Here is an 11,392-nt window from a genome sequence, read left to right as displayed (position 1 = left end):
TCAATTGGTCGCAGGTTCGAATCCTGCACGACCCACCAATGTAAAAAAGCGCCCTAAAGGCGCTTTTTTGCTATCTGCGGTATGGATGATTCGAACCTGCAGCAGGTCCGAGCCGAACGCAGTGAGGCAACGGAGCCGTTTACGGCGACGGCCCGAAGGGCGAGCGAAGCGAGTCATCCTGCACGCCCCACCAATGTAAAAAAGCGCCCTAAAGGCGCTTTTTTGCTATCTGCGGTATAACATCACTCTTCCGTCAACGTTGCGATCAACGACTTAATCGCCGGCGTCGCCTGCTTCTCGTCATACACCACATACAAATCTGCCGGTATACGTACCTGTAATGGACGAAATACCACACCGGGCCACTGCATTTGCGCATAGCTGTCAGCAGCTAACGTAATCCCCATTCCCATACTGATCATTGCCAGCACCGTCTGCGGTTCATCGGCTTCACGCACTATCATCGGTGAAAAACCGGCCTGCTGACACACTCGCTGTAAGAACGACCAGTCAGAATGCGCAGACGGCATAGTTACAAAGTACTCATTCTGCAGTTCGGTGAGCGCAATTGCGCTTTCCCCCACCAGCCGGTGATCCTCCGGCAGCGCAACCAGAAACGCCGCATCCCGTAAGCGGATACTGGTAAACCCTGCGGTGGGCTCGGTTGCCATTCGCCAGATCCCGACATCCAGCTCCCGGCGCTCCAGCAGCGCCATTTGCATTACCGGCGACTTTTCGCGAAAGACGACATCAACGTTCGGATGCTCTTTCAAAAATGTGCGCATGACCGTGCGCACTTCGCTCCACATGGCGGTACCGACAATGCCCAGCGCAATCCGCCCCGCCTCACCCCGTCCAATTTGTTCGACCCGCGCCAGTGCCTGGTTTGCGCTGGCAAGCAGTCGACGGGACTCTTCCATCAATACTTTACCCGCATGGGTCAAGGCGACACTTCGTGAGTGGCGAATAAACAGTAAGGTACCGAGCTGACTCTCCAGCTCTTTTATATGCAGGCTCAACGGCGGCTGCGACATATTGAGACGGGCCGCAGCCCGTCCAAAATGAAGTTCCTCAGCGACGGCCAGAAAATAGCGCAGCAGCTTAAGGTCGGTTCGGTAGACGCGTTCCATCAACACATATCCTGGCGATAACACTTATGCTCCCACCTTAAAGCCTTTCACCGCCTGCCGGGAAAACTTTAATGCGCAACTGTGCGCAACTCGCTGTTTTTACTGATGTGGCGATAGTTAAAGCTGAAATAAAACACCACGGCGAGCACCAACGCATACGCCGCAAATACCAGCCAGATGGTCTGCCAGTCTTTCACCCCGTCCACGGAGAAATAATCTACCGCCGCGCCGCTCAATACCGATCCGAAATAAGCACCGATACCGTTAACGGTCGTCATAAACAGCCCTTGCGCGCTGGCGCGGATATCAGCGCTTACCTCCTGTTCGACAAACACCGAGCCGGAGATGTTGAAGAAGTCGAACGCGCAACCATAGACCAGCATTGACAGCATCAACAGGCCGACGCCTGTCGCGGAAGGATCGCCATACGCAAAGAGTCCAAACCGCAGCATCCAGGCCACCATGCTCATCAGCATCACGGTTTTTATGCCAAAACGTCGGAGGAAGAAAGGAATGGTCAGGATGAACAGCACCTCTGACATCTGCGAGACGGAGAGCAAAATAGAAGGGTATTTAACGATAAAGCTTTCCGCATACGCCGGATTACGCGCAAAATCATGCAGAAAGGGGCTACCGAAAGTATTGGTGATTTGCAGCACGGCGCCCAGCAGCATCGCAAACAAAAAGAACACCGCCATTCGGGGCTGTTTAAACAGGACGAACGCATTCAGGCCAAGTTTGCTTGCCAGCGACGATGAGGTTTTATTCTTCGCCACCGGAATGGCCGGTAACGTCAGTGAATAGAGCGCCAGTACCAGCGATGCGGCAGCAGCAATGTAGAGCTGAATGTTGGTTAACTCTGCACCCATCAGACTTATGGCCCACATCGCCACAATGAAGCCTACCGTGCCATAGACCCGTACCGTTGGAAAATGGGTCACCGTGTCCAGCCCTGCCTGCTCAAGACAGGAGTAAGAAATGGTATTCGATAGCGCAATGGTCGGCATAAAGGCCATGGCATTAACCAGCATGACCCAGAACATCAGCCCCGGTTCATTGACCTGCGCGGCATAGCAAAGCGCAACGGCACAGACGAGATGGCAAATCACATATGCACGATCTGCCCGCAACCACTTATCGGCAATAATGCCCACCAGCGAGGGCATCACGATCGCGGCAAGCCCCTTCGAGCTGTAGACCATACCCACGTCCGAGCCGGAAAAACCCAGGGTGTTAATCATGTAAGCGCCGAGAGTAACGAGCCAGCTTCCCCAGATAAAATATTGCATAAAGGACATCATCTTTAAGCGCGTCGTGATGTTCATACCCGATTCCTTATAGCAGAGTGGCCCTCACGGGCCACGATGTTGTTTCGCTCAGGCAAGCTGGCGCAGAAAACCGCAGATAAGATCGATGAAGTTCTGGCGAGAGAGTTCGGCGGCGGCAAGCGTTTGTTCATGCGACAGTTTTACATCGCTCAGACCTTCAGCAAGGTTGGTTATGGCCGAAACGGCGACCACCTTCAGGCCACAGTGGCGCGCCGAGATCACTTCCGGCACCACTGACATTCCCACCACATCTCCGCCGATGATCTGCATCATGCGGATCTCAGCCGCGGTTTCGAAGTTAGGGCCTGGATAAGAGACAAACACCCCTTCATGCAATGGAAAGCCCTTCTCGCTCGCCACGGTCTGCAGCAGGGCACGGCAATCTGCATCATAAGCATTGGCCAGCGAGAAAAAACGGTCGCCAAAACGGTCATCGTTCAGCCCGACCATCGGGGTACCCGGCAGGGTGTTGATGTGGTCGCTGAGGGCAACCAGGCTTCCCGGTTCAACCTCCGGACGTAATGAACCGGCGGCATTGGTACTGAACAGCAGTTCGCAGCCCAGCAGTTTGAAGGTGCGGATTGCATCGGTCATGACGGCGATGCCGCGGCCCTCATAGAAGTGACCGCGCCCTTTCATGCAGGCGACCGGAACACCGGCAAGATGCCCCAACACCAGCTCACCGGCGTGACCGTGAACGGTGCTCACCGGGAAGCCCGGCAGTTTTTCATAGCTCAGTACCACAGCGTCAACAATCTGCTCGGCGAGCGCGCCAAGACCTGAGCCGAGAATAAACGCAACCCGCGGAGTGAAATCAGGTTTAGCGGCACGAATGATGTCGGCAGAGAACCAGGGATTATTCGAGAGGGTCATAAAAGCTCCTTGAGAATTAAGATCGCGATATCACCGATCGCATGACCTTAGTCTTATATCTGGAGCCTGCGGGTTACCTCCAATACACTTTCTCTGCACCATCAATACTGATTTGGTATCAATACCTTTCCCTGCCAGATATGGCAGTTTTGCTCAAGCTAATTGCGTTGGCGCCGATACCTCTGTTTTACAGCGAGAGGAAAAAGTATGACGACCATTCAGGCTACAACCCAGCCCATTCAAACCAGCGGTGGCGGGAGTCGTTCTTCCGGCGGCAACGATATCGCTGCCCAAATCAGCCGCATCACTGACAAGATAACCAAACTGACTCAACAGCTAAAAGAGGTTGCGAACGGTTCCGGCAGTGCGGAAGAGAAGAAGAAGCAGCAGGAGCTTATCCAGGTGCAAATCAAAGTGCTGCAGGCACAGCTCGCACAGCTGCAGCGCCAGCAGGCGGAAGAAGCCCAGAAGAAACAAGAGCAAAGTCTGGTCAACGTGGAAGGTCCGAAGAACGCATCAGACAATCATCAAATAGACATCTACGTCTAACGCTCTGTTGAGTTAAACAGTGGATCGCGTATACGGGCCTCGGTTAATCGTTGCGCCTGGATACGCACCACTTCCCAGATAGCCTGCGCAGCCCCGGAGAGCGAACGGTTTTTTCGCCGTACCAGCATCAGTTTTCGCTCAATAGCAGGCGTCAGTCGCTTCACGACCAGACGGCTTCCCTGCGGCAAAGGGAGCGCCAGGGCGGGTAATACACTGATCCCTATGCCGGCCTCCACCATGGGAAACAGCGTTGCCGGGTGTCCAATCTCCTGCACAATGGTCGCCTCAACGCCCTGCGTCACCAGCGCAGAATCAATCAGCGGACGACTACCTGAGGCATAATCCTGTAATACCAGGTTCGCTCCCTGCAGCGCCTGCCAGTGAACAGACGGCTGCGCGGCTAGCGGATCGTCGTCCCGGCAAAGCAACAGAAATGGCTCAGACAGCACAATTTCACATTCCAGGTCACTCACCTGACCGGGATCGATAACAATACCAAAATCCACATCACCCTGACGGATGCTCTCCAGCACCCATTGCTGCGGCCTGTCATGCAAAACAAAATCGATATCCGGATAGCGATGATTACCCTCTGCAATACACTGCGGGATAAGGTGCGCGGATATCGTCTGGCTGGCCGCAACCCGCACGGTACCCGACAGCTGCTGCCCCAGTCGACCTACATCTCTGAGCGTACTGTTGAGTTCGTCCAGCAGCCGTTCAAGGCGCTGAGCCAGCTGCTGTCCGGCTTCCGTGAGCACGACTTCACGCGTGGTGCGATCAAGCAGCCGGACACCCGTCTGGCTCTCCAGCTCTTTCACGCTGTGGCTTACCGCGGACTGGCTCAGGCCGATGATCTCCCCTGCCCGGCTGAAGCTGCGGGCATGGGCTACGGTGACGAAGATGCGAAGCTGGCGTAAGGAATAATTCATCTGTTTAATTCATGAATGGATGCAATAAATCAATTTTATTTCTCAAACAGAAAAAAGCACAATAGCGATATCTGTTTTCAGGAGTCATTATGAAACTATTTCGTATTCTTGATCCGTTTACGCTTACTCTGGTTGTCACGGTATTATTGGCCTCCTTCTTCCCTGCGCGGGGCGGGTTCGTTCCTTTTTTTGAAGGACTGACGACCGCGGCCATCGCGCTGTTGTTCTTTATGCACGGCGCAAAGCTCTCACGCGAAGCCATTATTGCGGGGGGGAGCCACTGGCGACTGCACCTGTGGGTGATGTGCAGCACGTTCATCCTCTTCCCTGTACTCGGCGTACTGTTCGCATGGTGGGCGCCGGTGAATGTCGACCCGGCCCTTTATACCGGCTTCCTGTATCTGTGCATTTTGCCGGCCACCGTGCAGTCCGCTATCGCGTTTACCTCTCTGGCGGGCGGTAACGTCGCAGCCGCAGTCTGTTCAGCGTCGGCATCCAGCCTGTTAGGGATTTTCGTTTCGCCGCTGCTGGTGGGTCTGCTGATGAACATGCACGGTGCGGAAGGTAACCTGGAACAGGTAGGTAAAATCTGTCTGCAGCTGCTGCTGCCGTTTGTGCTGGGTCATCTCTCTCGTCCGTGGACAGGCGCGTTTGTTGCAAAGCACAAAAAATGGATCTCAAAAACCGACCAGTCGTCGATTCTGCTGGTGGTCTATTCGGCCTTCAGTGAAGCGGTTGTGAATGGCATCTGGCATAAGGTGGGCGCAGGCTCGCTGCTGTTTATCGTGGTGGTCAGCCTTGTTCTGCTGGCGATTGTGATTGGCGTAAACGTCTTTGTGGCCCGCAAGTGCGGCTTCAACAAAGCCGATGAAATCACCATTGTCTTCTGTGGCTCGAAGAAGAGCCTGGCGAACGGCATTCCTATGGCAAACATTCTCTTCCCGACCTCAATGATAGGGATGATGGTACTGCCGCTGATGATTTTCCATCAGATCCAGCTGATGGTCTGCGCGGTGCTGGCGCGTCGTTACAAACGCCAGACGGAAAAACAGGCGCAGGAAGAGACCCGCGCCGCGAAAGCTTAAGGACGTTTCAGGGGCTGAACCAACTGCGTCAGCCCCTCGGTTTTAATCAGTAACGTGATAGCCATCAGTTCACCCAGTCGTCCAGCCGGGAACCCATCTTTGCGGGCAAACCACAGCAAATAATCTTCCGGTAAATCAATCAGCCTGCGGCCTTTATATTTACCGAATGGCATCTCCATGTTGGCGATCTCAACGAGCTGCTCTTTCTCCACGTTACTCTCCTAACAGGCGCATCATTTCTGCTTCGTCGATAACCTCAATGCCCAGCTCCTGAGCTTTAGCAAGCTTCGAACCGGCGGCTTCCCCGGCAATAACCAGATCGGTTTTCTTCGACACGCTGCCTGCCACTTTTGCGCCCAGCGCAACCAGTCGCGCTTTAGCATCATCACGTGAAAGCTGGCTCAGGCTGCCGGTCAGCACGACCGTTTTGCCGGCAAACGGGCTGTCGATCTCGTCAGCGTTGACCACGACCGGAGCCGGCCATCTGATGCCCTCTTCCAGCAGCTTGCCGATCACCTCGCGGTTGCTCTCTTCGGCAAAGAAGTTAAAGACATGCGTCGCGACGACAATCCCCACGTCCGGGACTCTCTGCAGCTCGTCAATACTCGCTTTTTCCAGAGCTTCCAGCGTACCGAAATACGCCGCCAGCCCCGCCGCTGTGGCTTCGCCCACTTCGCGAATACCGAGCGCATAAAGGAATCGGGCAAAAGTCGTCTCTTTGGCAGCATCCAGGGCATTAACCACATTCTGGGCCGACTTAGGTCCCATGCGATCAAGACCCGTGAGTTTACCCGCGGTCAGTTTGAAGAGATCTGCAGGCGTATGAACATATTCTTTCTCTACCAGCTGATCGATAATTTTGTCGCCCATTCCGTCGACGTCCATCGCCCGACGGGAAACGAAGTGCTTCAGTGACTCTTTACGTTGTGCCCCGCAGATTAAGCCCCCCGTACAGCGAGCCACCGCTTCACCTTCAACGCGCTCAACGTCAGATCCGCATACCGGGCAATGCGTCGGGAACACGATGGCGCGCGTATCGTCAGGACGCTCTGACTCAACCACGTTCACCACCTGCGGGATAACATCGCCCGCGCGACGAATCACCACTTTGTCACCAATGCGCAGGCCAAGACGTTCAATTTCATCGGCGTTATGCAGCGTGGCGTTACTCACCAGCACGCCAGCAACCTGCACCGGCTCCAGACGGGCAACCGGGGTAATCGCGCCCGTACGGCCCACCTGGAACTCCACGTCACGGACAAAGGTCATCTGCTCCTGCGCCGGGAATTTAAACGCCACTGCCCAGCGTGGCGCGCGCGCCACAAAGCCTAACTGCTCCTGCAGCGCAAGTGAGTTAACCTTGATAACCACGCCATCAATATCAAAACCAAGCGTCGGGCGGTCTTCTTCCACTTTGTGGTAGAACGCCAGCACGGCTTCCGGGGAGTCGCACAGCTGAACACGGTTACTCACCGGCAGGCCCCACGCTTTAAACTGCAATAAACGTCCGAGATGGGTATCCGGCAGTTCACCGCCTTCCAGAATCCCGACGCCATAGCAGAAGAAAGTAAGTGGTCGTTTCGCAGTGATACGGGGATCAAGCTGGCGCAGGGAGCCTGCCGCCGCATTACGCGGGTTAGCAAACACTTTCCCGCCGGTACGGCGCGCCTCTTCGTTGATTTTCTCAAAGCCCGCCTGCGGGAGGAATACCTCACCGCGCACTTCCAGACGGGCTGGAATATTATCCCCTTGCAGCTTCAGCGGGATCGCACGGATGGTGCGTACGTTGGTGGTAATGTCTTCACCCGTCGTACCATCACCCCGCGTCGCGGCACGCACCAGCACACCGTTTTCATAGAGAAGGCTGACCGCCAGACCATCCAGCTTCAACTCGCAGCACCAGGTCAGGGAGTCGCTGCTTTTGAGGCGATCCTGCACGCGCTTGTTAAACGCGAGGAAGCTCTCTTCATCAAAGACGTTGTCCAGAGACAACATTGGCACTTCATGACGTACCTGACTGAAAGCACCCAGGGGCTCCGCGCCCACCCGCTGCGTGGGTGAGTCGGGCGTAATCAATTCCGGGTGCTGCGCCTCTAGCTCGCGCAACTCGCGCATCAGACGGTCATACTCCGCATCCGGCACTTCCGGCGCGTCCATAACATGATAGAGGTATTCATGATGGCGAAGCGTGGTTCGCAGTTCAGTGAGTTGTTGTTCGATTGAGTCCATATCACACCATCAATGAGAAAAAACCCCCGACATGCGGGGGTTGAGGAGGAGTCGATGTAAACGCGATGATTACGCGTTGGCTTCCTTAACTTCGCGGATGCGGTCCTGATACTCGCGCAGTTTCTGCGGCGTCATCATACGACGCTGATCGTCGAGCACCACACCACCGACTTCGTCAGCAATGTGCTGTGCGGACTGCAGCATCAGCTTAAAGTTTTGCAGTTCATCACCGTAGGACGGCACTTGCATGAAGATAGTGACACCCGGCGTCACGAAATCACCGGTCATTTCCGGGTCAAAGGTGCCAGGGTTAACCATATTGGCCAGGCTAAACAGCGCCGGACCGCTACCGTCAGGACTCAGGTGACGATGGAAAATATTCATGTCGCCAAACTTGAAGCCTGCCTGTTGAATGCTGTTAAGCAGGACATCGCCATTCAGGTGGGTGCCATGATGCGCAGCCACGTTCATGATGATGACCGCTTCTTTACGCTGCGGTTTTTCAACAACCGGTTCTGGCTCAACCACGGGCTCTGGTTCAACGAGCGGGGCCGGCGCAGGCTGAGGTGCAGGCTGCACGTGAACAGGCTGCTGCGGTTGGTGTACCGGCTGTGCAGGCTGTTGTGGCGCGGGTTGCTGCACAGGCTGTTGCTGAACCGGCTGTGGCGCAGCAGGCTGCTGATGGACAGGCTGTTGCGGCGGCTGACGCACCGGCTCTTCTCCAGGCTGCGGCGCCTGCTGGCGCGGCTGTGCAGAAGCATACGGCGGTTGATACTGGTGCTGAGGAGGCTGACGAGGGGCTTCATGCTCCCCATGAGCCGCGCCGGGCGCAGTATTGACCCGATGAACACGAACTTCACCCACGCCGTCGTCGTCGCTTCCGTCGATGTCATTTTCACTGTCATCGTCATCACGACTGGACTTCATGCGCTTCAGTGGGCGATCGCGAAACATAGAGGAACGCTCTTTACGGCTGGTCCAGAAACCATGTACCAGTAAAGCGATTATGGCGATCGCGCCAACAATGATTAATATCAGACGCAAATCCTGCATCATTATATTCTCTGTTGTTCTAACACCTTGCCACCACGGCAAACATTTACTCACTAAGAGTATTTGCCGTTTACGTCAAGTGCAAGTGTGTGCAGAGCATTCACAGCATAAAGATGAACTAAATCGTGCTTTTTGCTGTTTTTTCGAACATTTCCGAACTGGTCATTGGTCCGTAAGTGGATAATATAGGCGGGCAATTCCACTGGTTGTGAAAAAAGGAGTACAGCCTGGTTATGGTTTCAACATCATCTTCTCCCCCGCGCAGCGGCGTCTGGTATTTTTCTCAGGGCTGGAAACTGGTCTCACTGCCGGGGATTCGTCGCTACGTCATTCTGCCGTTGCTGATTAACATTATCCTGATGGGCGGCGCGTTCTGGTGGCTGTTCACCAGACTGGAGAGCTGGATCCCTTCGCTGATGAGCCATGTGCCGCACTGGCTGCAGTGGCTGAATTACCTGCTCTGGCCGGTAGCGGTTATCTCCGTGCTGCTGGTGTTCGGCTACTTCTTCTCGACGATTGCAAACTGGATAGCTGCGCCGTTTAACGGCCTGCTGGCAGAACAGCTGGAAGCACGTCTTACCGGTGCAACGCCGCCGGATACGGGCATGCTGGGGATCATGAAAGATATCCCACGCATCATGAAGCGCGAATGGCAGAAGTTTGCCTGGTATCTTCCCCGCGCCATTGTGCTGCTTATCCTTTATTTTGTCCCTGGCGTCGGTCAGACGGTGGCCCCGGTGCTGTGGTTCCTGTTCAGCGCCTGGATGCTGGCAATCCAGTACTGCGATTATCCTTTCGATAACCACAAGGTGCCGTTCAAAACGATGCGCAGCGCCCTGCGCACGCAAAAAGTCGCGAATATGCAGTTCGGGGCGCTGACCAGTCTGTTCACCATGATCCCAGTGCTCAACCTGTTCATCATGCCGGTCGCCGTTTGCGGCGCAACGGCGATGTGGGTTGACTGCTACCGTGCTAAGCACGCGTTATGGAAGTAATGCAAAAATGTGTAAAAAGGGGGTGGCTTATGCCGCCCCTTATTCCATACTGATCCCCATTATTTCCTTGCAGTATATAGATATGCGAATTCCTTACTTCCCCCTACCTGTTCAACAGGTATGCTGGGACGGTATCCCAATTTCATACAGTTAAGGACAGGCCATGAGTAAGATTTATGAAGACAACTCGCTGACTATCGGTCATACGCCCCTGGTTCGACTGAACCGTATCGGTAATGGACGCATTCTGGCGAAGGTCGAATCACGTAACCCAAGCTTCAGCGTGAAGTGCCGTATCGGTGCAAATATGATTTGGGATGCTGAAAAACGTGGCGTGCTGAAGCCAGGCGTTGAGCTGGTTGAACCGACCAGCGGTAACACCGGTATCGCACTGGCCTATGTTGCGGCGGCACGCGGTTATAAACTGACGCTGACCATGCCTGAAACCATGAGCATCGAACGTCGCAAACTGCTGAAAGCGCTGGGCGCGAACCTGGTGCTGACCGAAGGTGCCAAAGGCATGAAGGGTGCGATTCAGAAAGCAGAAGAGATTGTTGCCAGCGATCCGGCGAAATATCTGCTGCTGCAGCAGTTCAGCAACCCAGCGAACCCGGAAATTCACGAAAAGACCACCGGCCCGGAAATTTGGGAAGATACCGACGGTCAGGTTGATGTATTTATCTCCGGTGTAGGCACCGGCGGAACCCTGACTGGCGTGTCGCGCTATATAAAAGGCACAAAAGGTAAAAAAGACCTGATCACCGTTGCCGTGGAACCAACCGACTCACCGGTGATCACCCAGGCGCTGGCGGGCGAAGAGATCAAACCCGGCCCACATAAAATTCAGGGTATCGGTGCCGGCTTCATTCCGGGCAACCTGGATCTGAAGCTTATTGATAAAGTGGTGACCATCACCAACGAAGAAGCTATCTCTACCGCACGTCGTCTGATGGACGAGGAAGGTATTCTGGCGGGCATCTCTTCCGGTGCTGCTGTTGCGGCAGCGCTCAAACTTCAGGAAGATGAGGCCTTTACCAATAAGAATATTGTGGTTATCCTGCCTTCATCGGGTGAGCGTTACTTGAGCACCGCACTGTTTGCCGATCTGTTCACTGAAAAAGAACTGCAACAGTAATGCCAGCATGTTAATAACGCGTAAAAAAGCACCTTTTTGGGTGCTTTTTTGTGGCCTGCTTCAAAGTTTTACCCCTCCTGGCA

Annotated in this window: 11 protein-coding genes and 1 other RNA gene; 5 read left to right on the top strand and 7 right to left on the bottom strand. The window is 54.8% G+C overall.

Annotated features, from left to right (window positions below; all coding sequences use genetic code 11):
* Positions 1 to 65 precede the first annotated feature (65 nt).
* Positions 66 to 193: non-coding RNA, RtT sRNA (locus tag AB6731_RS20965), on the top strand.
* A 49-nt stretch (positions 194 to 242) separates the two neighbouring features.
* Here the strand turns inward: AB6731_RS20965 and AB6731_RS20960 are convergent.
* The 3 genes from AB6731_RS20960 to xapA form a co-directional block, all read right to left on the bottom strand.
* Entirely contained in the window at positions 243 to 1,130 is an 888-nt protein-coding gene (locus AB6731_RS20960) for a LysR family transcriptional regulator (RefSeq protein ID WP_020883096.1), read from the bottom strand.
* Between the two features lie 68 nt (positions 1,131 to 1,198).
* Complete coding sequence (locus AB6731_RS20955) at positions 1,199 to 2,455, bottom strand: nucleoside permease (RefSeq protein ID WP_371006766.1); 1,257 nt, start codon at positions 2,453 to 2,455, stop codon at positions 1,199 to 1,201.
* Positions 2,456 to 2,506: 51 nt separating this feature from the next.
* Positions 2,507 to 3,331, bottom strand: coding sequence for a xanthosine phosphorylase (gene xapA / locus AB6731_RS20950; RefSeq protein WP_014171078.1), 825 nt, complete (start codon positions 3,329 to 3,331; stop codon positions 2,507 to 2,509).
* 207 nt (positions 3,332 to 3,538) lie between these two features.
* On the opposite strand from xapA, the gene AB6731_RS20945 reads away from it, so the two are divergent.
* Positions 3,539 to 3,880 (top strand): FlxA-like family protein, encoded by a 342-nt coding sequence (locus tag AB6731_RS20945; RefSeq protein ID WP_020883093.1) that lies wholly within the window; start codon positions 3,539 to 3,541, stop codon positions 3,878 to 3,880.
* Here AB6731_RS20945 and AB6731_RS20940 read toward each other — a convergent pair.
* Positions 3,877 to 4,812, bottom strand: coding sequence for a LysR family transcriptional regulator (locus AB6731_RS20940; RefSeq protein WP_044868007.1), 936 nt, complete (start codon positions 4,810 to 4,812; stop codon positions 3,877 to 3,879). The genes AB6731_RS20945 and AB6731_RS20940 overlap by 4 nt on opposite strands.
* 89 nt (positions 4,813 to 4,901) lie before the next feature.
* On the opposite strand from AB6731_RS20940, the gene AB6731_RS20935 reads away from it, so the two are divergent.
* Entirely contained in the window at positions 4,902 to 5,897 is a 996-nt protein-coding gene (locus AB6731_RS20935; RefSeq protein ID WP_014171081.1) for a bile acid:sodium symporter family protein, read from the top strand.
* Here the strand turns inward: AB6731_RS20935 and AB6731_RS20930 are convergent.
* The 3 genes from AB6731_RS20930 to zipA all read right to left on the bottom strand — a co-directional run bounded on the left by AB6731_RS20930 (position 5,894) and on the right by zipA (position 9,182).
* Positions 5,894 to 6,109 carry a DUF3820 family protein gene (locus AB6731_RS20930; RefSeq protein ID WP_079231806.1) on the bottom strand — a complete coding sequence of 72 codons (216 nt, stop codon included), beginning with the start codon at positions 6,107 to 6,109 and terminating at the stop codon, positions 5,894 to 5,896. The genes AB6731_RS20935 and AB6731_RS20930 overlap by 4 nt on opposite strands.
* 1 nt (position 6,110) lies before the next feature.
* A complete protein-coding gene (ligA, locus tag AB6731_RS20925; protein WP_025203500.1) occupies positions 6,111 to 8,126 on the bottom strand; it encodes an NAD-dependent DNA ligase LigA in 2,016 nt (671 codons plus the stop codon).
* Between the two features lie 69 nt (positions 8,127 to 8,195).
* A complete protein-coding gene (zipA, locus tag AB6731_RS20920) occupies positions 8,196 to 9,182 on the bottom strand; it encodes a cell division protein ZipA (protein ID WP_020883089.1) in 987 nt (328 codons plus the stop codon).
* 230 nt (positions 9,183 to 9,412) lie between these two features.
* Between zipA and cysZ the strand changes: the two genes are divergently transcribed.
* Entirely contained in the window at positions 9,413 to 10,174 is a 762-nt protein-coding gene (gene cysZ, locus AB6731_RS20915) for a sulfate transporter CysZ (protein WP_138014066.1), read from the top strand.
* A 163-nt stretch (positions 10,175 to 10,337) separates the two neighbouring features.
* Entirely contained in the window at positions 10,338 to 11,309 is a 972-nt protein-coding gene (gene cysK / locus AB6731_RS20910; protein WP_020883087.1) for a cysteine synthase A, read from the top strand.
* The last annotated feature ends 83 nt before the right edge of the window (positions 11,310 to 11,392 follow it).

Origin of the sequence: Enterobacter sp. RCC_40, from assembly GCF_041360735.1 — a bacterium.
GTDB lineage: Bacteria > Pseudomonadota > Gammaproteobacteria > Enterobacterales > Enterobacteriaceae > Enterobacter > Enterobacter ludwigii.
The sequence above is the reverse complement of the archived record's forward strand: the minus strand, read 5'-3'. Positions and strand labels throughout refer to the sequence as shown.

Bases quoted from the DNA above. Each gene is read 5' to 3' on its own strand.
- AB6731_RS20960 (WP_020883096.1), bottom strand. From the start codon at position 1,130: ATGGAACGCGTCTACCGAACCGACCTTAAGCTGCTGCGCTATTTTCTG.
- AB6731_RS20955 (WP_371006766.1), bottom strand. From the start codon at position 2,455: ATGAACATCACGACGCGCTTAAAGATGATGTCCTTTATGCAATATTTT.
- xapA (WP_014171078.1), bottom strand. From the start codon at position 3,331: ATGACCCTCTCGAATAATCCCTGGTTCTCTGCCGACATCATTCGTGCC.
- AB6731_RS20945 (WP_020883093.1), top strand. From the start codon at position 3,539: ATGACGACCATTCAGGCTACAACCCAGCCCATTCAAACCAGCGGTGGC.
- AB6731_RS20940 (WP_044868007.1), bottom strand. From the start codon at position 4,812: ATGAATTATTCCTTACGCCAGCTTCGCATCTTCGTCACCGTAGCCCAT.
- AB6731_RS20935 (WP_014171081.1), top strand. From the start codon at position 4,902: ATGAAACTATTTCGTATTCTTGATCCGTTTACGCTTACTCTGGTTGTC.
- ligA (WP_025203500.1), bottom strand. From the start codon at position 8,126: ATGGACTCAATCGAACAACAACTCACTGAACTGCGAACCACGCTTCGC.
- zipA (WP_020883089.1), bottom strand. From the start codon at position 9,182: ATGATGCAGGATTTGCGTCTGATATTAATCATTGTTGGCGCGATCGCC.
- cysZ (WP_138014066.1), top strand. From the start codon at position 9,413: ATGGTTTCAACATCATCTTCTCCCCCGCGCAGCGGCGTCTGGTATTTT.
- cysK (WP_020883087.1), top strand. From the start codon at position 10,338: ATGAGTAAGATTTATGAAGACAACTCGCTGACTATCGGTCATACGCCC.